The organism is Actinopolymorpha sp. NPDC004070 (assembly GCF_040610475.1).
Taxonomy (GTDB): Bacteria; Actinomycetota; Actinomycetes; order Propionibacteriales; family Actinopolymorphaceae; genus Actinopolymorpha.
In genome coordinates, this window is record NZ_JBEXMJ010000007.1 from 165,787 (window position 1) to 190,492 (window position 24,706).

At 71.9% G+C, this 24,706-nt stretch carries 21 protein-coding genes; 13 read left to right on the forward strand and 8 right to left on the reverse strand.

Features of this window, described 5'->3' with window-relative positions; translation table 11 throughout:
- Positions 1-16 precede the first annotated feature (16 nt).
- Positions 17-949, forward strand: coding sequence for a DUF389 domain-containing protein (locus ABZV93_RS14835; protein WP_354935245.1), 933 nt, complete (start codon positions 17-19; stop codon positions 947-949).
- 9 nt (positions 950-958) lie between these two features.
- On the opposite strand, the gene ABZV93_RS14840 is transcribed toward ABZV93_RS14835, so the two are convergent.
- From ABZV93_RS14840 to ABZV93_RS14855, 4 genes are all read right to left on the reverse strand, one after another.
- Complete coding sequence (locus tag ABZV93_RS14840; protein ID WP_354935248.1) at positions 959-1,447, reverse strand: hypothetical protein; 489 nt, start codon at positions 1,445-1,447, stop codon at positions 959-961.
- Between the two features lie 6 nt (positions 1,448-1,453).
- Positions 1,454-1,789 (reverse strand): hypothetical protein, encoded by a 336-nt coding sequence (locus ABZV93_RS14845; protein WP_354935251.1) that lies wholly within the window; start codon positions 1,787-1,789, stop codon positions 1,454-1,456.
- 42 nt (positions 1,790-1,831) lie between these two features.
- Positions 1,832-2,317, reverse strand: a complete 486-nt coding sequence (locus ABZV93_RS14850; protein ID WP_354935254.1) for a YbaB/EbfC family nucleoid-associated protein — start codon at positions 2,315-2,317, stop codon at positions 1,832-1,834.
- A 377-nt stretch (positions 2,318-2,694) separates the two neighbouring features.
- Complete coding sequence (locus ABZV93_RS14855) at positions 2,695-5,013, reverse strand: DUF222 domain-containing protein (protein WP_354935257.1); 2,319 nt, start codon at positions 5,011-5,013, stop codon at positions 2,695-2,697.
- Positions 5,014-5,270: 257 nt separating this feature from the next.
- Between ABZV93_RS14855 and ABZV93_RS14860 the strand changes: the two genes are divergently transcribed.
- Entirely contained in the window at positions 5,271-7,040 is a 1,770-nt protein-coding gene (locus tag ABZV93_RS14860; RefSeq protein ID WP_354935260.1) for a proline--tRNA ligase, read from the forward strand.
- 420 nt (positions 7,041-7,460) lie between these two features.
- Here ABZV93_RS14860 and ABZV93_RS14865 read toward each other — a convergent pair whose 3' ends face one another.
- Together ABZV93_RS14865 and ABZV93_RS14870 are read right to left on the reverse strand one after the other, a co-directional pair.
- Positions 7,461-8,585, reverse strand: coding sequence for a DUF1835 domain-containing protein (locus ABZV93_RS14865; protein ID WP_354935263.1), 1,125 nt, complete (start codon positions 8,583-8,585; stop codon positions 7,461-7,463).
- Between the two features lie 229 nt (positions 8,586-8,814).
- Entirely contained in the window at positions 8,815-10,611 is a 1,797-nt protein-coding gene (locus ABZV93_RS14870) for a gamma-glutamyltransferase family protein (protein WP_354935266.1), read from the reverse strand.
- 226 nt (positions 10,612-10,837) lie between these two features.
- Between ABZV93_RS14870 and ABZV93_RS14875 the strand changes: the two genes are divergently transcribed.
- Positions 10,838-11,623, forward strand: a complete 786-nt coding sequence (locus ABZV93_RS14875; RefSeq protein WP_354935269.1) for an HAD family hydrolase — start codon at positions 10,838-10,840, stop codon at positions 11,621-11,623.
- A gap of 115 nt (positions 11,624-11,738) precedes the next feature.
- Entirely contained in the window at positions 11,739-13,697 is a 1,959-nt protein-coding gene (locus ABZV93_RS14880; RefSeq protein ID WP_354935272.1) for a hypothetical protein, read from the forward strand.
- A gap of 19 nt (positions 13,698-13,716) precedes the next feature.
- Here the strand turns inward: ABZV93_RS14880 and ABZV93_RS14885 are convergent, their stop codons facing one another.
- Both ABZV93_RS14885 and ABZV93_RS14890 read right to left on the reverse strand, forming a co-directional pair.
- Positions 13,717-14,199 (reverse strand): ferritin-like domain-containing protein, encoded by a 483-nt coding sequence (locus ABZV93_RS14885; protein WP_354935274.1) that lies wholly within the window; start codon positions 14,197-14,199, stop codon positions 13,717-13,719.
- Positions 14,200-14,238: 39 nt separating this feature from the next.
- Positions 14,239-14,856: a ferritin-like domain-containing protein gene (locus ABZV93_RS14890; protein WP_354935277.1), complete on the reverse strand. Its 618-nt coding sequence runs from the start codon at positions 14,854-14,856 to the stop codon at positions 14,239-14,241.
- A gap of 365 nt (positions 14,857-15,221) precedes the next feature.
- On the opposite strand from ABZV93_RS14890, the gene rimP reads away from it, so the two are divergent.
- From rimP to rpsO, 9 genes are all read left to right on the forward strand, one after another.
- Complete coding sequence (gene rimP, locus ABZV93_RS14895; RefSeq protein WP_354935280.1) at positions 15,222-15,824, forward strand: ribosome maturation factor RimP; 603 nt, start codon at positions 15,222-15,224, stop codon at positions 15,822-15,824.
- A 4-nt stretch (positions 15,825-15,828) separates the two neighbouring features.
- A complete protein-coding gene (gene nusA / locus ABZV93_RS14900; protein WP_354935283.1) occupies positions 15,829-16,908 on the forward strand; it encodes a transcription termination factor NusA in 1,080 nt (359 codons plus the stop codon).
- A 247-nt stretch (positions 16,909-17,155) separates the two neighbouring features.
- A complete protein-coding gene (locus tag ABZV93_RS14905) occupies positions 17,156-17,515 on the forward strand; it encodes a YlxR family protein (protein ID WP_354935286.1) in 360 nt (119 codons plus the stop codon).
- Between the two features lie 84 nt (positions 17,516-17,599).
- Positions 17,600-20,755 (forward strand): translation initiation factor IF-2, encoded by a 3,156-nt coding sequence (gene infB / locus ABZV93_RS14910; protein WP_354935289.1) that lies wholly within the window; start codon positions 17,600-17,602, stop codon positions 20,753-20,755.
- 282 nt (positions 20,756-21,037) lie between these two features.
- Positions 21,038-21,334 carry a DUF503 domain-containing protein gene (locus ABZV93_RS14915; protein WP_354935292.1) on the forward strand — a complete coding sequence of 99 codons (297 nt, stop codon included), beginning with the start codon at positions 21,038-21,040 and terminating at the stop codon, positions 21,332-21,334.
- Positions 21,335-21,457: 123 nt separating this feature from the next.
- Complete coding sequence (gene rbfA, locus ABZV93_RS14920) at positions 21,458-21,988, forward strand: 30S ribosome-binding factor RbfA (protein ID WP_354935295.1); 531 nt, start codon at positions 21,458-21,460, stop codon at positions 21,986-21,988.
- Position 21,989: 1 nt separating this feature from the next.
- Positions 21,990-22,913, forward strand: coding sequence for a tRNA pseudouridine(55) synthase TruB (gene truB / locus ABZV93_RS14925; protein WP_354935298.1), 924 nt, complete (start codon positions 21,990-21,992; stop codon positions 22,911-22,913).
- A gap of 123 nt (positions 22,914-23,036) precedes the next feature.
- A complete protein-coding gene (locus ABZV93_RS14930; RefSeq protein WP_354935301.1) occupies positions 23,037-24,065 on the forward strand; it encodes a bifunctional riboflavin kinase/FAD synthetase in 1,029 nt (342 codons plus the stop codon).
- A gap of 195 nt (positions 24,066-24,260) precedes the next feature.
- Positions 24,261-24,530, forward strand: a complete 270-nt coding sequence (rpsO, locus tag ABZV93_RS14935; protein ID WP_179787175.1) for a 30S ribosomal protein S15 — start codon at positions 24,261-24,263, stop codon at positions 24,528-24,530.
- Positions 24,531-24,706 lie beyond the last annotated feature (176 nt).

Sequence of the window (24,706 nt, forward strand, 5' to 3'; positions counted from 1 at the left end):
ACCTACCATGTCCGGCGTGCTGCATCTGCGGGTGACCTCGCCGCCGGAGCGGACCGAGAAGGTCGTCGCGCTCCTCGAGGACTGCGTGGGAGTCGCCAGCCTCGCCGTCGTGCCGGGTGCGTCGATCCGCCCACCCGGTGACCTGGTGTACGCGGACATCGCCCGCGAATCGGTCGAAGGGGTCCTGGGCGGGCTGCGAGACCTCGGCCTGGAGGCCGACGGGACGATCGCGATGGAGACCGTCGACACCGCCGTCTCCGACGCCGCCGAACGCGCCGAGCGGGCCGCACCCGGCGAGGGCGCGGACGCGGTCATCTGGGAGGAGGTCGTACGCCACACCTCCGACGACGCCGCGCTGTCGTGGACGTTCCTGTCGTTCCTCTTCCTCGCCACCACCCTCGCCGCGATCGCGGTCGTCCTCGACTCCTCGATCCTGGTGATCGGCGCGATGGTGGTGGGTCCGGAGTTCGTGGCGCTGGCCGCGATCGCGGTCGGGATCGTGCATCACCGGGCCCGTCTGCTGCGCCGGGGACTGTTCACATTGGCCGTCGGCTTCGCCGTGGCGATCGCGGGCACCACGGTGCTGTGCCTGCTCGCCCGGGCAGCGGGGTGGATCACCCTCGCGCAGATCGACCGGCCCAGGCCGCTGACCGGGTTCATCTGGACGCCGGACCGGTGGTCGTTCGTGGTCGCCTTCATCGCGGGGATCGCCGGCGTACTGTCCCTCACCGCGTCGAAGTCCGGCACGCTCGTCGGCGTCTTCATCTCGGTCACCACCGTGCCGGCGGCCGGCAACCTCGCCGCGGCCCTGGCCCTCGGTGACCTCACCGAACTCGCCGGCTCCGGGGCCCAGCTCGGCATCAACATGGCCGCCATCGTGCTGGCCGGTGTGGCGACCCTGATGCTGCAGAAGGCGGTCGGCCGACCGGGACGGCGGATCCGGATCTGAGCCGTACCCTCAGCCGATGATCTCGCCGATCGCCATCCAGAGGAGGTTCTCGATGATGGTCTTGGTGATCTGCCGGAAGATCGGGATCTCCAGCAGCGAGCCGCCGAACGTCACCGCGGCGGTCGCGATCGCCTGGGCGATCTGGAAGGCCAGGATCACCAGCTGGACCATGGCGTTGATCTTCAGGACCAGCACCACCCCGGCGTAGACGAACAACCCGAGGCCGAAGCCGGTGCCGGCGGTGGAGGCGATGTCGAGGTTCTTGGTGCCGCCGTGTTCGTTCCACAGTTTCGTGAAAGCCTCGACGGTGGGCCCCTCGTGTCCTTCGGAGACCTTGGTCGCCGCACCCTGCGCGCCGCCGGACACGGTGCTCAGCCGGTCGGCGAAGTCCACCCAGGTCCGACCCATCCCGAACAGCTTCTCCTCGTCGCCCTCCGGCCAGTTGATGCCGATCATGCCGAGCACGGTGACGAGTTCGCCGGGAAGTTGGAGCCCCATGTCGTCTCAGACCGCCTCGACGTCGTTGCCGACCTGGCTGAACAGCTGCCCGCCGCCCTCCTCGTTGTCGCGCGCGGTGCGCGCCACGTGGTGGGCGGCCTCGGAGTGGGCGGTCAGGTCACCGAGGATTCCTTCGAGCTGGTCGAAGGCGAACCCCGACACGACCTGGTGGGTGACGCCGATCAGCATCCCGATCTCGTCTCCGCCCCACGGCTCACCGAAGCCGGCGAGCTCGGCCTTGATGCCCTTCAGGTCCCGGGCGAGGTCCTGGGCCACCTTGTCGAGGTCACCCGAGGCGAGGTTGAGCTGGTTCCACCCGAGCTTGACGTTCTCGTCACCCATCGTCGTTCAGTCCCTGTTCGTCGTTCAGTCCCTGTTCGTCGTTCAGTCCCTGTCGAGTCGATCCTGGACGTCGGTGATGGCCTGCAGGTAGCGCCGCATCTGCACCACCGACTGCTGCTGGAACTCCTGCAGGCGTTCCAGCATCTGCTGCTGGTCGGCCAGCGCGGGCAGGGCGCTGGTGAGCTTGCCCTGCAGGTCGGCGAGCGCGACGTTGGCCGCCTCCCGGAACGCCTCCGCCACTGTCGCCGAGTCAGAACGCAGCAGCCTCGGGTTGAGCTCGACCGTCTCCAGCTCTCCACCCGGCTTGGCAGTCACCCGGACGTAGCCGTCGAGTGCCTCACCCACGCCGCGGACGGGTTCGGCGTCCTCGGTGCCGTCGGCGGGCCTTCCGGCGGTGCCCGGCTCGGCCGCTGGATTGCCGCCGGGATCGCTGTCAGCGTTGGGATCCGGCTTCTGGGCCAGCGGACGCAGAGCCGCCATGGCGTCGTCGAAAAGCCGGTCGAAGTCGTTGGCGCTGACGTCTGGCACGGCCGCCCCCTGGTGTCGTCCTGCCCGGTGCCGGTGCCCCAAAGCACGCGGTGATCCTCGCTGCTGAGCGACTGTAGCCCACCACCCCGATGTCCGGCGCGGCATGATCGGCAGGCTGTGGACAACTTCCGCATGCGACCGCGCGGCTCCCGTACGGTTCGATCGATCCGGGTGCGGGCTCGTGTTCGCCGAGCGGCCGTGCGGGCGAGGGCACATGGTCGACATCGTGGCGGAGTTTCGCGGCACCCTCGTACGCACCGGTGGGAGGGCGGACCCCTTCACGCCTCCCGCGGCATCTCCGTTTCTCCCGCTCGACCAACTGCGCCAGGGGGCTGGACCATCGCCCGGCGCCCGCACTTCGGCGCCGACTCTGCCTGTCACGGTCGTTGCACCTTCTGCTGCGGGTCCACCCACTCCGGCGGGATGTACTCCGGGTGGCCGTGTGCGCCCATGCGGACCTGCCAGCCGCGGTGGTGGACGAAGGTGTGATGGGCCTTGCAGAGCAGGACTCCGTTCGCCAGGTCCGTCGGCCCGAAGCTGTCCCAGGGGTTCATGTGGTGGGCGACGCAGCGGCGTTCGGGGACCTGGCATTCGGGGAAGTGGCAGTGGCTGCCGTCGCGGACGGCGAGGGCGCGGCGTTGTGCTTCGGTGAAGAAGCGGTCGGCCATGCCGACGTCGAGGACTTCGCCGTTGCCGCCGAGGACGACGGGGATGATGTTCGCGTCGCAGGCCATCCTGCGGATGGTGGCGACGGAGATGGGTTCTCCGCGTAGGCCGAGGATCCTGGCTGATCCGCCGCCTCCGCACTTGCTGCAGCCGTCGTGTGGGTCGATGCGGCCGTCCGGGTCGATGAGGTCATCGCGATCAGTGGCGTCCTCGGTATCAGTGGCGTCATCGGGGTCGCCAGGATCGGAAGCAGCCTTCGACCCCGCCGTACCCCCTTGAGTTTCGGTGTCGGCGTCGTCTTGTGCCCCGAGGTCGCAGTCCTCGGGTCCGGTATCTGTTTCCGGATCGGATCCGAGTCCTGTTCCAGCTTCCCTTTCGGCGTCGGGGTCAGTTCCGGTATCGGGGCGGGTTCCGGTTGCGGTGTTCGGTTGTGGGGGTTGGCCGGGTTCTCGCGGTCCGGGTATTCGGTCCGCGGCGATGCCCGGGCCGGGTGGGCTGGGTGCATCGAGTGGGTCGTGTGCGCGGAACGGGGCCGGTGACAGTTTCGCCTTGCCCGGTTGACCATTCCGGCTGCTCGTCGTCCGCGGGCCACCGGACCGGCACAGGTCGTCGGCGTCGCCCCCGGTCGTTTCGCGCAGGTCTGCCGTCCCGCCCGGATCAGCGCCCGGATGTGGGGCGCCGGTGTCTGCTGGCCGGGCTGCCTCGCCCGGGCCCCTCGTCAGGTCCGGGTCGCCGACTTCTTCGTCAACGTCGGATTGCGACGGGGAGCCCGCGGTGGCATTGGTGCTCGGCCCGGCGTTGTCGCGCGGCTTGACGTCCCCGGTGACGTCGGTGTCGCAGGTCTGTTTGCTGGGCTCGGCCATCTCGCTGGCGGTGTCTCCGGCGTCGTCGCTCTGCTTGCTGGGATTGGAGTTGGCGGGCTTGGCCTCTGCGGTGCCGGGGCGGGTCTTGTCTGGCCCGGACTCTCCCGACCCGGGCTGTCCCGCCTCAGAACCCTCGGTGCGCTTGGCGGTCTCGTCCTGGGCCTGGCCCTTGGCCTTGCGCTTGGTCTTGCGTTGGGCTTGGCGTTGGGCGTCGGGGGTTTGGCAGCCGCACGGCATGGGGCGGACGGGGTTGAGGTCGTCGATGGTGCCGTACCCGACGCCGTTCATCAGGTTCTGCAGATCGATCAGGACGGTGACGCAGTCGCGTCCTCTGCCGCGGTTGGGTGAGGCCTGGTGCTGCGCCCACTGGGCGACCAGCTCCGCGAACGCGTCGCCGCGTTTTTGGTCCAGGGGACGGTCGTCGGGCTCGGGACGGGTGTCACGGGCAACCAGCGCTTCGACCAGCTTGCGGAGGACTTCCATCTCCAGCACCGGCAGCTTGATCACCACCGTCTCCGAACCGGGGATCCCGTTCGGCGCGTATTTCAGGGAACGGGAGCGTTCCGCGGCGCGTTCGGCATCGTCGAGTTCCTTACCCAGCCGGCGTTCGGATTCCTCCGGTGCCAGGTAGTGCAGCAACGCCCGGCCCAGCAGGCGCACGTCGTCGGGGTTACGCCGCTTGGACTCCTCGATCAGGTACTCCTCGGCCTTGACGCGTTGTTCGAGGCCGACCCACTTCGGGAGGTCCTTGATCGCCCCCGCGATCACCTGCGCGTGCCGGAACGACAGTTCCCCACGCGCCAGCGCACGGGCGGTCAGGGTGATGGTGCGGTCCAGGTCCCGTGCCAGGGCGACGGTGGCGTAGGAGTCCTTCTTGCCCATCCGCTGGGCGTTGCGCAGCCAGGCCGCCGTGGTCGCCGCACCGGTCGTTTTGCCGATGTCGCGGGCTTCGGCCTGGCGTATCCAGGACAGTTTCAGCGCGGCCGCCCGGGATTCCTCGACGGTCAGTTCGCTGATCAGCTCACCGAGCTCGCGGGCCTCCAGGCTGGTGGTGGGGGTGGCCAGGGCCTCGTCGAGCCCGGCGCGGAACAGGGCGACCGCAGCCCTCAACCGGGCAGCGGCGCCATTGCCGCCTGCACCGGGAAGGTCCTGCGTCGTCGAATACATGTTCGAACTCTACCGGCTGCCACCGGCAGCTCACCCGTTGTCCACAACGCGACCCCGAAAACACGCCGATCCGCTACCTGTGGACAGAAACCTGGCGGGGCACTGCCTGCCTGGCATCGCTTCTGTCCGGAGCTCCTCCTCGCCGAACGCCGTGCGGCGGGCCGTGCGCCGGTCCGGCCGCACCCAGCCGGTATCCTCGGCTCGGTCCCGGCGGTGGTGACGCCGCCGTCCCGCACCGCCATCGGAGGAGATTTCCCGTGATCCTGCGGATGTCGACGTTGTTCCTGCGCACGCTGCGCGAGGATCCGGCCGACGCGGAGGTCCCGAGTCACCGGTTGCTCGTCCGCGCGGGCTACATCCGCCGGGTCGCCCCGGGCATCTACTCCTGGTTGCCGCTGGGCTGGCGCACCTACCTCAACGTCGAGCGCATCGTCCGGGAGGAGATGGATGCCGCGGGATTCCAGGAAGTTCACTTCCCGGCCCTGCTGCCGCGTGATCCGTACGAACGCACCGGGCGGTGGACGCAGTACGGCGACGACATGTTCCGGCTCAAGGACCGCAAGGGCAACGACTACCTCCTCGGCCCCACCCACGAGGAGATGTTCACCCTCGCGGTGAAGGACCTCTTCTCCTCCTACAAGGACCTCCCACTGTCGATCTACCAGATCCAGTGGAAGTACCGCGACGAGCCGCGCCCGCGAGCGGGAATCCTGCGCGGCCGGGAGTTCGCGATGAAGGACTCCTATTCCTTCGACGTCGACGACGCGGGACTGGAACGCTCATACCGGCGCCATCGCGAGGCCTATGTCCGTACGTTCGACCGGCTCGGCCTGGACCACGTGATCGTCAAGGCGATGGCCGGGGCGATGGGCGGCTCGCTCAGCGAGGAGTTCCTGACGCCGAGCGAGGTGGGCGAGGACACCTACGTCCGCTGCACCTCCTGCGAGTACGCCAGCAACACCGAGGCGGTGGAGGTGCCCGCAACCGAGCCGGTGTCCCACGCCGGGCTACCCGCCGCACACGTCGAGGACACCCCGGACACCCCGACCATCGAGTCGCTTGTCGCACTGCTGAACGACGATCAGAAACTCCGCCGCGACGACCGGCCCTGGCAGGCGTCCGACACGTTGAAGAACGTCGTGGTGAAGCTCGTCCACCCCGGCGGCGACAGCGAGCTCCTCGCCGTCGGCGTACCCGGTGACCGGGAGGTGGACGAGAAACGGCTGGAGGCCCAGGTCTACCCGGCCACCGTCCAGGCGGCGACCGACGAGGACTTCGAGGCCCGTCCGGAGCTGGTGCGTGGATACATCGGACCTGACGCGCTGGGTGCGGACAAGCCGGCCAAGGTCCGTTACCTCGTCGACCCGCGGGTCGGTTCGGGCAGCCGCTGGGTCACCGGCGCCAACGAACCCGGCAGGCACGTGGTGGACCTCGTCGCCGGCCGCGACTTCACCCCCGACGGCACCATCCACGCCGCCGAGGTACGCGACGGCGACCCGTGCCCGCGCTGTGGCGGTGCGCTGGCGTCGGCCAAGGGCATGGAGATGGGGCACGTCTTCGCGCTGGGCCGCAAGTACGCGCAGGCGCTGGGCCTCACGGTCCTGGACGAGAACGGCAAGCAGGTCGTGGTGACGATGGGCTCCTACGGCATCGGGGTGAGCCGCGCAGTCGCCGCGATCGCGGAGAAGAACCACGACGCCAAGGGCCTGATCTGGCCGCGCGAGATCAGCCCGGCCGACGTGCACGTGATCGCCACCGGCAAGAACGACGCGCCGTTCGAGACCGCCGAGCACCTCGCGGCGGAGCTGGACGCCCGGGGCATCCGGGTGCTGCTGGACGACCGGCGCGGGGCGAGCCCGGGGGAGAAGTTCAACGACGCCGACCTGCTGGGCGTCCCCACGATCGTTACGTGTGGGCGGCGGATCGTGGACGGCAAGGTGGAGATCAAGGACCGGCGGACCAGCGAGCGCATCGACCTGCCGATCGCCGAGGTCGTCGACCATCTCGTGGAGGTCTGCGCCTCCTGACCGTCCCCGACCCGGCCGCTCAGCCGAGTGGTACGTGGTTGCAGGTGGTCGCCGAGCGCGGCTTGTACGCCACGAGGGCACCAGACCGGTGAACGCCCGGAACTCCTTGACGAAGTGGGCCTGGTCGAAGTGGCCGGTCCGGTGGGCGATCTCGCCCCAGTCGACCGGCCGGTCCGGCTCAGCAGGACCTGCTCCATCACGTCCAGCTTCGCCCGCGGCGTGGATGCCGCCGCCAGGCGTTCGCGGAGGTCGGCGCAGGTGTTCCCGCCAACACCGTCTCCCGCTGGTCGGCGGTGTCGATCACCCGCACGTGGGACCGCGGCCCGGAAAGGGCGGCTCCACCCGTGTCCTCCGCGGGCGGCGCACCGCCCGCTCCGTCGTACGTCCCGAACCTGTCCTCGGCCGGACAGGAGGCGTGACTCAGCTCGGCCGGAGCGTCTCCAGCCGCTCGTCGTACCGCCAGGCCGGACGCGTACCGCTCAGGTGGACGCCACCGATCCAGCGGTCCACGCCGTTGAGCTCGACGTGGTCTGCCCGGCCGGCGAGCACGTCCCGCCCCGTCGCGGTGAGCTCCACCGCGCGGTCGGCGTACGAGCCGTCATCCGTCGTCCCTGGGCCAACCGCAAGCAGCGGTCGACGAGCACCGGCGAGCTCGGCGATGCGGTCGAAGCAGGAGGTGTCGCCGAGGTAGGGCCGGCGTTCGCGGCGCCGTACCTCCGCGAAAACCGCGCCCGCGGTGCCCGCGCCGCCCTCGACGGCGAGCACGATCCGGCGCTCGGTCAGGGAGAGCCCGTCCGAGCGGCCGGGGTACTCCTGCGCCAACCGGCCGAACGCCTCCCCGAGGTGACGCAGGACAGGCGAGGCGATCCGCGCGATCGGGGCAAGTCCGGCGGGGTCGGGGGCGGTGAAGGCCGCCCAGGCGGCCACCGCGACGTCGTACGCCTCGGCGGTCAGCGGCAGCTCGTCCGTCCGCAGCCGCAGCAGCTCGGCAGGGGAGAGCTCACCCAGCCCTCCGAAGTGCGCGACGCCGGGGAACTCGCCGGCCGACACCAGCGAGACCGCCTCCGGCGGCACACCGGCGCGGTGCAGCCGGTCGATCACCTGCACCACCTGCAGCTGGTCGTACAGATCGGCCTCGAACCACAGCACGACCCGGCCGTCGCGGTGGGCGGCCCGAGCAGCCGCGGCGGCCAGCGTCGCGTCGCGGGAATCGAAGTCGGCGCGTACCGAGGCCGGATCCAGCCTCGCTCCGGCGATGAAGTCCGCGCGTACGGCACGCAGCTCGGCGTCGGAGAGCCCCCCGGGCACCGGACCGTCGTGGAGGACGTCGCGCCAGGGCAGGATCGGCTCGGTGAGCCCCGCCGCCCGCATCACCTCCGCGGCGCAGTCGCCGTTGGTGACGTGTAGGACGTGAGTGGTGTCGCCGGTCCTCGCGGCGGCCTCGGTGGTCCGGTCGTCCACCTGGGCACGGGCGGCGGCGTACCGCTCACCCGTCCTGGCCATTCGTGCGCGGACACGGCGCTTGAACGCGGCGTCTCGGGTCATGTCGAACCTGTCCCTTCGTGCCGCGCCGGCGCCCCCCAGCGGAGCCGAGCACGACAGCGGTGACAGGTGATCATGCCCGCTGCCGAGGTCGGTTCCCCTTTGCCTCCCTGGCAGATCCCGCTGGGGTGGATCGCGGAGGTTGGGCGCGGCAGGGCGCCGGGGCCCACACTAGGCGAGCGCCCGGGCCCCTGTCACCAGCCGGCAAGGGTGGTTCCCCAGGACACGGCGGTCAGCGGCCGACGGCGTAGTTCTGCATCCCGCGCGGGTTGGCGCCTGCCGACAGCACGCCGGTCCGCGGGTCGCGGGCGACCGCGCACAGCCGGCCGAGGCTCCAGGGGCCGGAACGGCTGACGACGTGGCCGCGGCGTTCCAGCGCGGCGACCACCTCCTCGCCGAGCCGGTCCTCGACCACCAGGCCCCGCGGCTCCATCGTCCGCGGGTAGAACGAACCCGGGAAGCTCGTCGTGTGCCACGCCGGCGCGTCGATCGCCTGCTGGAGGTCCTGCCCCGCGCCGAGGTGCCGCAGCAGGAACAGCAGCTGCCACTGGTCCTGCTGGTCGCCACCGGGTGAGCCGCAGGCGAGCACCGGCCGCCCCTCGGACAGCACCAGCGTGGGAGACAGGGTCGTACGGGGACGGCGCCCGGGAACGAGAGAGGAGGACAGACCCTCCTCCAGCCAGAACATCTGCGCCCGGCTGCCCAGGCAGAACCCCAGCGAGGGAATGGTCGGCGAACTCTGCAGCCATCCGCCGCTCGGCGTGGCCGAAATCATGTTGCCCCAGCGGTCGACCACGTCCACGTGACACGTGTCGCCGCGGGTACGCCCGGTGAGGTCGACGGTGGGTTCGCCGGTGTCGCCGGTTCCACGTCCTCGGGCGAGAGCGGTCCGGTCCGGGTCGGCGTGCGCCGCGGGCAGTCTGGGCGTACGCCCGTCCGGTGAGCCCGGGCGCAGGTCACCGGAGGCCTGGTCGCCCACCAGCGCGGCGCGCTCGGCGGCGTACTCCTTGGACAGCAGGGCCGGCAGCGGGGAGTCGGGCAGGTCGCCGTACCACGCCTCCCGGTCGGCGAGGGCGAGCTTGAGCACCTCGGCCGTCAGGTGGACGCCGAGCTCGCCTCCCCGGTCCAGATCCGACGGAGCGTCCAGCGCGTCCAGCAGGGCCAGCGACTGCAGCAGGACCGGACCCTGGCCCCACGCCTGGGTCTTGGCCACCGTCAGGCCGTTCCACTCCAGCGTCGCGGGCTCCTCCCAGGACGCCGACCAGGAGGCGAGGTCGTCGCCGGTGAGCAGGCCGGGGTTGTCGGCGCCGCTGGAGTCCCTGTGCGGCTGCCGGGAGAACGCCGCCACCTCCTCGGCCACGAACCCCTCCCGCCAGGCCCGCCGGGCGCCGTCGATCTGGGCCTCCCGGCCGGCGCCCGCGGCCTCGCCCTCGGCGGCCAGCCGCTCCAGGGTCTCCGCGTACGCAGGGTTGGCGAACATCGCGTTCGCCGTCGGCGGCCTGCCGTCGCCCAGCCACAGTGCCGCGGAGGTCGGCCAGTGTTCGGCGAACAGCCGCTCGACGGTGGCGATCGTCGTCACCGCGCCGGACACCAGCGGATGACCCGCGCGGGCGTACCCGATCGCGGGTTCGAGCACGTCGCGCAGCGGCCAGGTGCCGTGGTCGCGGAGCAGCAGCAGCCAGGCGTCCACCGCGCCGGGGACCGTCGCCGCCAGCGGGCCGGAGCCGGGCACGAGGTCCAGGCCGAGGCCGCGGAAGTGCTCGATGGTGGCGCCCGCCGGTGCGGGCCCCTGGCCGTTCAGCACCCGGGGCGCCGGGTCGTCCGCGGTGGCCACCACGGCGGGGACTTCACCGCCGGGGCCGTTCAGGTGCGGCTCGACCACGTGCAGGACGAAGCCGGCGCACACAGCCGCGTCGAAGGCGTTGCCGCCGCGTTCGAGCACGCTCATGGCACTCTGCGACGCCAGCCAGTGCGTGGACGCGACCATGCCGAAGGTGCCCCGGAGGGTCGGGCGGGTGGTGAACGTCATGAACCGTCCTCGTCGTCGAAGGAGGAAGCCGGCCGGCGGCCTCGACACGGCGGCGGCGACGTGCGGGTGCGACCGGGTTGGTGCGCCCGACCCTAACGCTGAGTTCTCCGTCCGGCAGGTGCGACGCCGATCTCGGCACCCGTCGTCCGTCCTCCGATCGGCGAGCACGGCGGGAGACACCAGAAGGAGACACCCGGTTGTCGGTGCCGGCTGGCACCATCCCGGCATGACGACGGCGACGACTGCGACGACAGTGAGTGCGGTGATCTTCGACTGGGGCGGCACACTCACGCCCTGGCACACGGTCGACCTGCACGACCAGTGGCGGCACTACGCCCGGGCCTACGACCCGGCCCACGGCGAGGAGGTGTCGGCGGCGCTGCGGGCGGCCGAGGACGACGCCTGGCGGCGGGCCAGGGAGGAGCAGCGCGCGACCGCGTTCGACGCGATCGTGCGGGCGGCCGGGCTGGAGCCGTCCGGACCCGCACACCAGCGCGGGGTCGAGGCCTACCGAGCGTGGTGGGAGCCGCACACCCTCTCCGACCCGGACGCCGCGCCGCTGTTCCGGGCGCTGCGGGAGCGGGGCATCCGGGTCGGTGTGTTGTCCAACACCGTCTGGCCGCGCGACGACCACGAGCTGGTCTTCGCCCGCGACGGCCTGCTGGACCTGATCGACGGCGCCGTCTACACCAGCGAGATCGCGCACACCAAGCCGCATCCGGAGGCGTTCCGCGCGGCGATGGCCGCCGTGGGCGTCGACCGCCCCGAGCACTGCGTGTTCGTCGGTGACCGGCTCTTCGACGACATCCACGGTGCGTGCTCGGTGGGGATGCGAGCCGTCCACGTGCCGCACAGCGAGATCCCCGCGGCCCAGCGCGGGCACACCGACGGCGAGCCTGACGCGGTGGTCCAGCGACTGGCCGACGTCCTCCCGCTCGTCGACGGCTGGCGATCGGGCTCGGTCACCGCCGCTGCGCCGATCCGGTCAGCCGTTTCCGGTCGCTGCGATTGAACCTCCCTGCCGGACAGCGATGCGATGGCGGTCGGCACGTGCCATGCCGACGTCGTGAGCCTGTGCTCAGCGAGACGCCGGGCGGCGCCGACGACCGTCGTACGGGGGAGGACCCATGCCCGAGCTCGACCGCCGCGGTTTCATCGGAGGACTGGGCGGCCTCGCCGCCGGTGCGTCGGCGCTGGCGGCCGCGCGGCCGGCGCCTGCCGAAGCGGCCACCGAGCCGATCTTCCACTACGACCTGACGCACCTGTACGCCCTCGACCTGGCCGACCCGGCACAGGCGGCCCGGGCCCACGACGAACTCCATTTCGTCTCCACCCTGCAGGGCATCGTCAACCGCGACTTTCCCCGGCTCTACGTTCACTTCGTCGACCACAGCGAGCTCGGCAGCATCGACATCGACGACTACTGGCTCGCCGTGCTGCGCCGGGACGGCGGGCTGCTCGCCGGCCGCCCGCTTCGCCACCTCGACAGCCTCGAGGAGCTGGTCAGGACCTTCCGCCGCGCACTCCGGGGCGCCGTGGTGTGGGACCCGAACGTCCCGGCCACCTCCAACGTCGCGTCGACGGTGGCCGGTGCCCGTGACCTGGTGGCCGTTCGGTACGACCCCTCGCCGGACTCGCTGCACACCCGCTACGTCGGCGGTCCCGGAAGCCGGAACACCGCCGAGAACACCGCGTCCGACGGGCGGTTGCCGGCCGTCGTACGACTGGTGCGCGACGACGGGAGCCCGTTGTTCACCGGTCGTGGGGAGATCTCCGGCACCCGGCGCAGGTCGACGGGCAGCGCCAAGTGCGACGCCTACGTCTGGGCGATCGAGCACTACCTCCGCACGGGACGGTCCGCACCGGACCTCGGCTACTACCTCGACGGCTACTGGCTACGCCGCCCCCTGGGCAAGCTGCAGCAGGCGCTGCTCACCAACCACGATTACCTGGTCAGCCGGCGCGGGTTCTTCTTCGACCTGCTGCCCTGGGACGACGAGACTCCGGTCGACGACCCGGACCAGCCCGTCGGCACCGACCAGGCCACCCTGGAGGAGATCCTCCGGGTCGCCTACGAGCGGGCCCGGGGCGCGATGGTCCCGGTGCACGGGTTCGTCCCGTGGGGCTACAAGTACACGACGGTCGACCCGGCAGGTGGGCACCACGACCCGGTGGCGACGGAATGGAGGTTCGTGCACGTCGCGTCGGCGTACAACGCCTACCTCGACGCCGACGCGGAGAACCTCGACGCGATGGCCAACGCCTCGGTGTTCCGGCACGCGCCGCTGCGGGCGGCGTACCCGCAACGTCCTCGCCCGACCACCGCCGACCTGCGCGCCCGCGGCTTCGTCGACGCCTCGGGCGCGGTCGTCCCGCGCCGCTACGTGATGTTCTACGTCGGCGACTACGACTCCGCGGCCTGGCTGTACCAGGTCATGCCCTACGTCTGGGACGACGCCGCCCGCGGCGAGGTCCCGCTCAACTGGGCGTTCAACCCCAACCTCGCCGAGCGGATGCCGGTGGCGCTGGACCTCGCCCGGCGGACGGCGACCTCGGCAGACACCTTCGTGGCCGGCGACAGCGGCGCCGGCTACCTCAACCCCGGCATGCTGGCCGAGCCACGTGAGTTCTCCGGCCTGCCGTCGGGGGTCGAGGCGTGGAGGCGGCACTGCCGGCCCCGCTACGCCCGCTGGGATCTCACCGTCACCGGGTTCGTCATCGACGGCTACGCGCCGGGCATGGACGCCGAGACCAGGGCGGCGTACGCGGACTTCTCACCCGGCGGGTTCGCCGCGCAGAAGATCGAACCCATGGGGCTGGTCGGCACCACCCCGTTCGTCCGGATGGGGCCCGACCTTCCGCGCGCCGACCCGTCGACCGCCGCCCGGACGCTGGAGGACGCGCTCGGCGGCGACCTGGCCGGGCCGCCCGCGGGGCCTCGGTTCCTCAGCGTGCGCACCATCCTGGAAAGCCCGTCGTGGCACCGCGACGTGGTGGACACGGTGCACGCACAGGCACCGGATGCCGCGGTGGAGTTCGTCGACGCGCACACGTTCTACGCGCTGGTTCGCCACCACCTCGGCTGAGCACCGGGCGACCGTGCGCTCAGCGGGCGCTCCGGGCACCGGAGACGTGGTGGGACCCGGACGGTGAGGGCGCCGCGCCGGGCGGGTGGGCGACGCCGGGGAAGGCCACCGGGTCCGCGCCCCAGTCCAGGCGCCGTCGGGCGCAGTCCACCAGCAGGTCGGTGCCCAGAGTGCGCACGCTCGAACTCGTCGCCGCGGCCACCAGGTCGGCGAACACCCCGGCACATCCGTCCTCGAGGTACGCCGCGAGCCGCCGCGCACTGCTGCCACCGGTCACCTGGAACGGCAGCCGGTAGCCCGCGTCCGCCGCGACCGGGGTCTCGTGACGCGAGCGGAGCAGTGCGCGCAGGCGTTCCCGCAGCTCGCGGTACAACTCGATCGAGCTCTCGCCCCGGCTCCGGTCGTCCGAGCGCAGTTGGGGTGTCAGCACCTGGTAACCCCAGATCGCGGCGTGCACACCGGCCAGCGCCTCCTGCAGGCCGGCGACCTCGCGGTCACTCATCGGTCAGCCTCCCCCGTGGCGGCTTCGAATATCGAACATCTAGGACGTCTCCGTGCCCAGCGTCAGCACGTGCGTGGACTCGCAGGCGCCGATCGAGGCCAGGATCCGGGCGTGTTCGGGATCGCGTACGACCCGGACGTTGGTCCGGCGCGCGGCGGTGGCGGCCTTCTCCAGCCCGAGCAGGTCGGCAACCGTATCCGCGCCCGCGTCGGGAACGACCGTGGAGCTCGGCCCCGGGCTCGCGGTCCGGCCGGGCGTGGGGGAGGGACTGGCCGTCGACCCACCGGCTCGCCGGGTCAGCGCGGTGAGCGCCGCGAGGTGCTGCTCGTGGCGCCGGACGTACGCCGACAGCTTCCCGCGCAGGTCAGGATTCCCGGCCATGGTCGCGGCGTAGGCGGCCAGCAGTGCCCGCTCCTCGGTCAGCGCCGAGGTGAGCACCGGAAGGTCCGGGTCGGGCGTCGGCGTGGCCGCCGAGCCGCGCCGGCCACCTTTGGTCGCTCCGGGGCCGGAGGTGCAGGCCGAGAGGAAGCTGCCGGTCAGGCCGAGCAGGCCGGCTCCCAGGGTCGTCCGCAGCACTCCACGCCGGGTCGGCGGCACCTCGTCGGACGCCGGGGACGCCGGGGACGCCGGGAACGGAGCGTTGGTGGGCGCGTTCACGACCGTGACGTTACCCGAGCGATTTCGGGCCTCGGCACGTTACGTCCCGCTTCTGGGTCCTGGGGAATTCCTGGCTCGCAGGTGCCCGCCGGGACGAAGATCGAACCGCACCCGGACACGGCGTGGCGCCGTTTGAAGGGCAATTCCGGGGACGGGTACGCTGACCACGCCGAGGCCGGGTCGCGGTGACCACGAGCCACCCTGGCCGGCCCTCGGTTTCGCACCAGTTCGTACCGGCTTCGCGTCAGTCAGCGGGGCGGCCGGGCCGGCACCCAGGTGGTCGCGACGGCGCCGCTCACCGCGGCATCCGGCCCCCGGTCGGCGTCGCGTCCGCACCGTCCGCACAACTAGAGAGGGAGGCTCCCGTGGCAAGCGGCCCTGCTGCTCGTGACCAGGTGGCCGACCTCCTCGCGCCGGTGCTCGCCCAGTCCGGACTCGATCTGGAGTCCGTCGACCTCACGCCGGCCGGCCGCCGTACCGTCCTGCGCATCGTGGTGGACGCCGACGGCGGCGTCACCCTCGACCAGCTGGCCGAGATCTCCCGCACCGTCGCGAAGCTGCTCGACGCCGGAGACGTGATGGGCGCCGGCTCCTACACCCTCGAGGTGACCTCGCGGGGCGTCGACCGCCCGCTCACCGAACCCCGCCACTGGCGCCGCAACGTCGGCCGGCTGGTCAAGGTGGTGCACGCCGACGGCAGCCAGCTGCTCGGACGGGTCACCGACGCCGGCGAGCAGAGCGCCGAGCTGGACGTCGACGGGACGACCCACCGGGTCGACTTCGCCCGGGTGGCCAAGGCACGGGTGCAGGTCGAGTTCGCCAAGATGCCACCGGCCGACGACACCGACTCCGACGACACCGACTCCGGCGACGAGCCGGACGACGACACGTACGACGATCACGACGCGGACGACTCAGACGGCGCACACACCACAGACGGCACGAACGGCACGGACAAGGAGGGATAGGCCCATGGACATCGACATGGCGGTCCTGCGCGCTCTGGAGCGCGAGAAGGACGTCCCTCTGGAGGCCGTCTGCGAGGCGATCGAGCAGGCCCTGCTGATCGCCTACCAGCGGACCGAGGGAGCTCAGCAGCGCGCCCGGGTCGAACTCGACCGCAAGAGCGGGCACGTGACGGTCTACGCCTCCGAGCTCGACGAAGAGGGCAAGCCGGCGCGGGAGTGGGACGACACCCCGACCGGCTTCGGCCGGATCGCCACGACAACGGCGAAACAGGTCATCCTGCAGCGGCTGCGCGATGCCGAGGAAGACCACATGTTCGGCGAGTTCGTCGGCAGGGAGGGCGACATCCTCTCCGGCGTGATCCAGCAGGGGAAGGACCCCCGGCTGGTGTACGTCAACCTCGGCCGGGTGGAGGGCGTTCTTCCGCCGCAGGAGCAGGTGCCGGGCGAGCGGTACAACCACGGCGACCGGATCAAGTGCTTCGTGGTCGCGGTCCGCAAGGGCTTCCGCGGCCCGCAGATCACCCTGTCGCGCACCCACCCCAACCTCGTCCGGAAGCTGTTCGCGCTGGAGGTCCCCGAGATCGCCGACGGCACCGTCGAGATCAGCGGGATCGCCCGCGAGGCCGGGCACCGCACGAAGGTCGCGGTGCACTCGCGTAACCCGTCGGTCAACGCCAAGGGCGCGTGCATCGGCCCCGTGGGTTCGCGCGTACGCAACGTCATGAACGAGCTGCACGGCGAGAAGATCGACATCGTCGACTGGTCGGAGGATCCGGCGGAGTACGTCAAGCAGGCCCTGTCGCCGGCGCGGGTGCGCAGCGTCGAGGTCGTCGACGCCGCCGCCCGGTCGGCTCGCGTGGTCGTACCCGACTACCAGCTCAGCCTCGCCATCGGACGCGAGGGCCAGAACGCCCGGCTCGCCGCCAGGCTGACCGGGTGGCGGATCGACATCCGTTCCGACACCGCCGAGGCCGAGCCGGCGCCGGGCACTGCCGCGGGCGGCGACTCCACCGAGCCCGCGAACCCGGCCGAGGCGGGCGCGGCCGGTGACCAGCAGGCCGCCCGGCAGGGTGACCAGCAGTAGGTAGACTTGTACGGAACACCGGCCGGCATCGGGGACCGGCACCGGACCGACGGCACCACACCGGTCCGAGACCGGTCCGACCCGCCCTGACCAGGCGAATCCGGCTGATCCGGCCGGAATCGGACCCACCTCCGATCCGGATGAAGAGATCCAGCGCCCGCCGAGCCCGGCGGTCTGGGTACACTCTCACGAGGTGGGTCGTACGGGTCTGGAACCAAACACGCGTCCGCACGTGGTGCGCACGTGTGTGGGGTGTCGGCAACGTACGGCAAAGTCTGACCTGCTCCGGGTCGTCCTCGCACGTGACGAGACCGCCATGCGGTTGGTCGCGGACGTCTCCGGCCACGCGCCGGGTCGTGGGGCGCATCTGCATCCCACGAGAGAATGCCTCGGACTCGCCGAACGCCGAAGAGCGTTCGCGCGCGCCCTGCGTGCGCGGGCCCCGATCGACGTCGGCCCGCTCCGACGTCACGTCGAGCAGCAGGATCCAGTCGACACCGGCCAGGCGGATGCCGCCGATCTGGCCAGCAACGCACCGAACACCGGCGACGCCCAGCGCGACCAGGGGCGCCGCCCAGGCAAAGAAAGTGGGTCGAGCGGCTCATGAGCACTCGATGAGAACCGAGCAATGAGCACGCCTGGTTACTAGCGGCCTGGACCCACAAGGGGCCCGGGCCGGCAAAGGAGAGCAGTGGCAAAGGTCCGGGTCTACGAACTCGCCAAGGAGTTCGGCATCGAAAGCAAGGCCGTCATGGCCAGGCTTCAGGAGCTGGGTGAATTCGTTCGCTCCGCTTCGTCAACCGTCGAGGCACCCGTCGTTCGCAAGCTCAAGGAGTCCTTCGCGACCGAATCCGGTGGCAAGGCCGGCGGACGGGGATCGGCGCGCAAGTCCGCGAGCAAGCAGGCCGCACCGGCGTCGCCGGCGCAGGCCGCATCGGGCGCTTCGGCCCCGACGACACCCAAACCGACTCCGGTCCCCGGCGCGAAGCCCGCGCCGCCGCGACCGGCTCCGGCCAAGCCTTCCCCCGAGCCCGTCGAGGTGGTTCGCGAGGCTGCACCGGAGGTGACCGAGCGCCCGGCGGCCACGGCCCAGCCGAGCGCCCCGGCGCCGCAGGCGCCGCAACGGCCCACCCCCCAGCCGCAGGGTCCCCGTCCGGGGCCGCGGCCGGACGGCGGCCGTCCTTCCGACCGTCGCGAGCGTCCCGAACGCCAGGAGCGCTTCGACCGTCCGGAACGCACCGACCGTCCCGAACGCACCGACCGTCCCGAGCGTCCGGCCGCGTCCGGCGCCCGTCCGGCACCTCCCGGTCAGCGCCCCACGCGCCAGCCCGGTCCGGGTGGCCCGGGTGGTCCCGGCGCCCCCGGTGGCCGTGGTGGTCAGGGCGGCGACTCCCGGCAGCGCCCGTCCGGCCCTCGTCAGGGTGGGGCTCCGCGTCCGGGCAACAACCCCTTCACCTCCACCCAGGGCATGCGCGGACCGCGGGATCGTGGCAGTCAGGGTGGTCCGGGTGGTCCCCGCCGTGACGGTGGCGGCTCCGGCCAGCAGGGCGGCGGCGTCCCCGGCGCTCCGCGACCCAACCCCGCGATGATGCCGACCCGGCCGGAAAGCTCCGGCGACCGTCCGGGTGGCCCCCGTCCGAACCCCGGCATGATGCCGTCGCGTCCGGCCGCCCGTTCGGGTGGTCCCGGTGGCCGCAGCGGTGGTCCCGGTGGTCCCGGTGGCCGCACCGGTGGTCCCGGTGGCCGTACCGGTGGTCCCGGTGGCCGTACCGGCGCGCCCGGTCGTGGCGGTCCCGGCGGCGGCGGTGGCCGTCCTGGCGGCGGTGGCGGTCGTCCCGGTGGTGGCGGTGGCGGTGCTCCCGCCGGCGCTCCTCCGCGCGGCGGCTTCGGCGGCCGTCCCGGTGGCGCGCGCGGTCGTGGCGGTACAGCCGGTGCCTTCGGGCGTCCGGGTGGACCGGTGCGCCGTGGCCGCAAGTCGAAGCGGCAGAAGCGCCAGGAGCTCGACAACATGCAGGCGCCGTCCGTCGGCGGTGTGCGTGTTCCCCGCGGTGGCGGCCAGACGGTCCGGTTGCCGCGAGGCGCCAGCCTGACCGACTTCGCCGAGCGGATCGGTGCGGACGCGGCGTCGCTGGTCCAGGTGATGTTCCACCTGGGCGAGATGGTAACCGCCACGCAGTCGGTCAGCGACGAGACGCTGCAGCTGCTGGGTGCCGAGCTCGAGTACGACATCCAGGTGGTCTCGCCCGAGGACGAGGACCGCGAGCTGCTGGAGTCGTTCTCCATCGAGTTCGGTGAGGACGAGGGCGAGGACGCCGAGATCATCGCCCGGCCGCCGGTCGTTTCGGTGATGGGTCACGTCGACCACGGAAAGACCAAGCTGCTGGACGCGATCCGCAACGCCGACGTCGTAGCCGGCGAGGCGGGCGGCATCACCCAGCACATCGGTGCCTACCAGGTCGCCACCGAGGTGGACGGACAGGATCGCAAGATCACGTTCATCGACACCCCGGGCCACGAGGCGTTCACCGCCATGCGTGCCCGTGGTGCGCAGTCGACCGACATCGCGGTGCTCGTGGTGGCGGCCGACGACGGCGTGATGCCGCAGACCGTCGAGGCGCTCAACCACGCCAAGGCGGCCAACCTGCCGATCGTGGTGGCGGTCAACAAGATCGACGTGCCCGACGCCGACCCGGCGAAGGTCCGCGGCCAGCTCACCGAGTACGGCCTGGTCCCCGAGGAGTACGGCGGCGACACGATGTTCGTCGACATCTCCGCACGGGCCCGGACCAACCTCGACGGGCTGCTCGAGGCGATCGTGCTCACCGCGGACGCCTCGCTGGACCTGCGGGCCAACCCCAACCAGGACGCGCAGGGTCTCGCGATCGAGGCGCACCTGGACAAGGGCCGCGGTCCGGTGGTGACCGTGCTGGTGCAGCGCGGCACGCTGCGGGTCGGCGACTCGATCATCGCGGGTCCGGCATACGGCCGGGTGCGCGCGATGCTCGACGAGAACGGCCAGTCGGTGGACGAGGCTCCGCCCGCGCGGCCGGTGCTCGTACTCGGCCTGTCGGCCGTCCCCCGCGCCGGTGACACCTTCATGGTGGTCGCCGACGACCGGATGGCCCGGCAGATCGCGGAGAAGCGCGAGGCGCGCGAGCGCAACGCGTCGTTCGCACAGCGCACCAAGAGGGTCAGCCTCGACGACCTGTCGAAGCTGCTCGAGGAGCGCCAGTCGCTCAACCTCGTCATCAAGGGCGACGTGTCCGGGTCCGTGGAGGCCCTGGAGGACGCGCTCGCCAAGATCGACGTGGGCGACGAGGTCGACCTTCGCATCCTGCACCGCGGTGTGGGTGCGGTCACCGAGAACGACGTCAACCTCGCGACGATCGACAACGCGATCATCATCGGCTTCAACGTCCGGGCCCAGGGCCGGTCGGTGGAGCGGTTGGCCGATCGCGAAGGCGTGGAGATCCGGTTCTACTCGGTGATCTACCAGGCCATCGACGAGGTGGAGGCGGCCCTGAAGGGCATGCTGAAGCCGGAGTACGAAGAGGCGCGACTCGGCACCGCGGAGGTGCGGGACGTGTTCCGTTCCAGCAAGTTCGGCACCATCGCCGGCTGTCTGGTCACCAGCGGGACCATCCGCCGCAACTCCAAGGCGCGGCTGCTCCGCGACGGCGCTGTCGTCGTGGAAAGCAGCGACATCGCGTCCCTGCGCCGGTTCAAGGACGACGCCACCGAGGTCCGCGAGGGTTACGAGTGCGGCCTCACCCTGCACAACTACAACGACGTGCGGGTCGGTGACGTGGTCGAGACGTACGAGATGCGGGAGAAGCCGCGCGGCTGACCCCGGCCACCTGTCGGCCGACCTCGTGAACCCAGGTCGGCCGGCCGGTCGGGACCGACCGTTGGACGAAGCCCCGGAGCGCTTCCGGAGAGGACCGAACAGCACGCCTGTGCGGACCCTCGCCGGGGAGCTTCGGGGCTTCGTCTCGGTCCGGGCGACCCGGTCGCCACGGGGTCGGCGCGGGAGTGGTTGGCTGTGTGCTGCGGGCCCGATGGCGGTGACGCCGGCAGGCCCGGACCGGTAGCAGCCGTCGATGTCGTACCCGCCGGAGGACGCGAGCCGATGTTCACCGGAACGCTCTGCGCCGACCTGCGCCTCGGCGACGTGCGGTCGCTGAAGGACAAGCGTTCGGTGCTCCGGCCGATCGTGGCGGAGATCGCGCGCCGCCATGCCGTGTCCGTCGCCGAGACAGGGCACCATGACCTCTACCGTCGGGCGGAGATCGGTGTTGCCGTGGTGAGTGGTGAGAGTGCGCACTGCCGCGACGTCCTGGACGCGGTGGAGCGGCTGATCGCCGAGCGCCCGGAGGTGGAGTTGTTGCAGGTACGCCGGCAGCTGTTCTCCGAGGAGGACGAGTAGGACCAGCAGGACCAGTGCGACCAGCAGGACCGAGCAGGACCAGTGGGACAGTGAGCGGCGCGAAGCACGCGAACCCGGACCGGTGGGGACGACCCCGGCCGGACCGCGTCGGCCGAGGAGAGGATGGCGATGAACCAGACACGGGTGAACCAGCTCGCGGACCGGATCCAGGTGATCGTCGCGGAGATGCTGGAGCGCCGGGTGAAGGACCCCAGGCTCGGCTTCGTGACGGTCACCGAGGCCCGCCTGACCGGTGACCTGCGCGAAGCCACCGTGTTCTACACCGTGCTCGGCGGCGACCAGGACCACGCCGGCACCGCCGTGGCGCTGGAGAGCGCGAAGGGCCTGATCCGCTCCGAGGTCGGCCGCCGGCTCGGGCTTCGGCACACGCCGAGCCTCGCCTTCGTCGCCGACGCCGTACCCGAGAACGCCAAGCACATCGAGGACCTGCTGCGCCGCGCCCGTGACTCCGACGCCGAGGTGGCCCGCCGGGCCGCCCAGGCGAGCCCGGCTGGCGAGGCCGACCCGTACCGCGTGCCCCGCACCGACGACGATCTCGACGACGAGGACGGCACCGACAGCACCGACACCACTGACGAGGCGGCCGGCTTCGCGGACGACCGGTCCGGCCCTGGCGGTCACGGCAGGAGCTGACGTGACCCCACCCGACGCGACTCCACCCGGCGCGGCGCGGCCCGACGTGACCCGAAGCGGCATCGTCGTCGTGGACAAGCCCTCCGGCTGGACCTCCCACGACGTCGTGGGCAAGGTCCGCCGGCTGGCGCACACCCGGCGGGTGGGCCACGCCGGCACCCTCGACCCGATGGCGACCGGCGTACTCGTCCTCGGCATCGAACGCGCCACCCGGCTGCTCGGCTACCTCACCCTCACCGAGAAGGCCTACGACGCGACGATCCGGCTCGGGGTGACCACCCGGACCGACGACGCCGAGGGGGAGGTGCTCGCCCAGACGTCCGCCCGGGGGGTACGCCCCGAGGACATCCGGGCGGGGGTCGCCGCGCTGACCGGCGAGATCTCCCAGGTGCCGTCCTCGGTGTCGGCGGTGAAGGTGGGCGGCGAACGCGCCTACCGCAAGGCGCACAAGGGCGAGGACGTCGAGCTGGCGCCGCGCCAGGTGGTGGTCCGCAGGTTCGAGGTGACCGACGTCCGGCCGGCGGGGGAGATCGTGGACGTCGACGTGGTGGTCGAGTGTTCCAGCGGGACCTACGTCCGGGCGCTGGCCCGTGACCTGGGTGCGGGGCTGGGCGTGGGCGGCCACCTGACGGCTCTGCGGCGTACCCGCGTCGGACCCTACGGGCTGGAGCAGGCCCGAACGATCGAGCAGCTCGAGGGTGCCTTCGAGGTGGTGCCGATCGCCGACGTGGCGGCGCGGACGTTCGCCAGGTTCGACGTGGACGAGCACACGGCGCGGCTGGTCTCGTTCGGGCAGAAGCTGCCCGGCGTGCGGGTCGGCGGGGACGGTCAGCCGGTGGGTGTCTTCGGCCCGGACGGCGCGTTCCTCGCGCTGTACGAGGACGTCGAGGAGGGCGCCCGGCCGGTCGCGGTGTTCGCGAGCTGACCGCCGGTCACACAACCGGTTGCCCGATGCCGGGACCGGACCGAGGGTCCGGAAGCGACCGTCTGGCACCCTTTGAGGCGGGCTTCTTGGCAGGTACCAGGACGGAAGGGCGACGAGGACACGATGCAGCGCTGGACAGACCTGACCGGGGTGGACCCGCGGTTCGGGCCGACGGTCGTCACGATCGGCGTCTTCGACGGCGTGCACCGCGGTCACCAGCGGGTTCTCGCCCGTACCCGTGAGCTGGCCCGCGAGCACGGCGCCCGCTCCGTCGTGGTGACGTTCGACCCGCACCCGGCCTCCGTGGTCCGCCCGGAGGCGGTGCCGCCGCTGCTGGCGACCGTGGAGCGGCGGCTGGAGTTGTTCGAGGCGTACGGCATGGACGGTGTGGTCGTCGTGCCGTTCGACAAGGAACGTTCCCGCGAGCCCGCCGAGGAGTTCGTCCGCGAACTCGTGCGCGCGCTGCGTCCGGTGGCGGTGGTGGTCGGCGACGACTTCCGCTTCGGGCACAAGGCGGCCGGCAACGTCGACCTGCTCCGCACGCTGGGCGCCGAACTCGGGTTCACCGTCGAGGGCCTGGCCCGGGCGGCGAAGGTCCCCTCGACCGCCGACCCGGCTCCCGACCCCGCGCCCGGAGACGCGGCGACCGCCGACGTACCCGTCGACGCCGTGTCCTCCACCGCGGTCCGGGACCGGCTCGCCGCCGGCGACGTGGCCGGCGCCCGGGCCCTGCTCGGGCACACGTTCCGGGTGGACGGCGTGGTCGTCGAGGGCGCCCACCGGGGTCGCGAGCTGGGGTTTCCCACCGCCAACGTGCCGTCGTCGACCGCCCTGGCGCTGCCCGCCGACGGCGTGTACGCCGGGTGGCTGCGGGTCGCCGACGTGGACGCCCCCGGCCCGCAGGTCTTCCCCGCGGCGATCTCGGTGGGGACCAACCCGCAGTTCGGCAACGAGCCGCGCCGGGTCGAGTCGTATGTCCTGGATCGGGACGATCTGGACCTGTACGGCCGGCCGGTCGCGGTGGAGTTCGTCGACCGGGTGCGCGGGCAGGAGACCTACGACTCCGTGGACGCCCTGGTCACCCAGATTCGTGCCGACGTGGAGCGCGTACGCCGCCTCCTCGCCGCGGACCAGGCTGACCGGCCCGTCTAGGAAAGGTCCTGGGTGAGGCCGGGAGCCGGCCACGCCGACGGGCGGGTGCCCCGGCCAGGGCTTCCGCCGCCCCGGCTGACCGGCCGGCCACCCGTGGGCTGGTAACCTGACCACTGCCGTACGCCGGCCGCGGACAAAGAGTGCCCAGGTGAACCCGCCCTGGCGCGCCGCGCAACGGATCCCGAAAGGAGCCTCGTGTCGCTAGACGCTGCGACCAAGAAGCAGATCATCTCCGAGTACGCGACCAAAGAGGGCGACACCGGTTCGCCCGAGGTCCAGGTGGCGCTGCTCACGCATCGGATCACTCATCTGACCGAGCACCAGAAGGCCCACAAGCACGACCACCACAGCCGTCGCGGCCTGCTACTCCTCGTGGGTCAGCGCCGCCGGCTGCTCAACTACGTCATGAAGGAAGACATCCAGCGCTACCGCTCGCTGATCGAGCGGCTCGGCCTGCGCCGATAGCTGGAAAAGCTCCGGGAGCGGTCGCCTTCGTGGCGCCGCTCCCGGTACACAACAAGGACCGGAGCGGTCCCCGCGCGAGGCGGTAGCCAGGCCGCCGGTCCTCGGTAGTGGCTTCCGGGAGTCCTCCGGGCGAGATCACCAACGACGCGATCACCCCGAGACGTACCCGAGAGCCT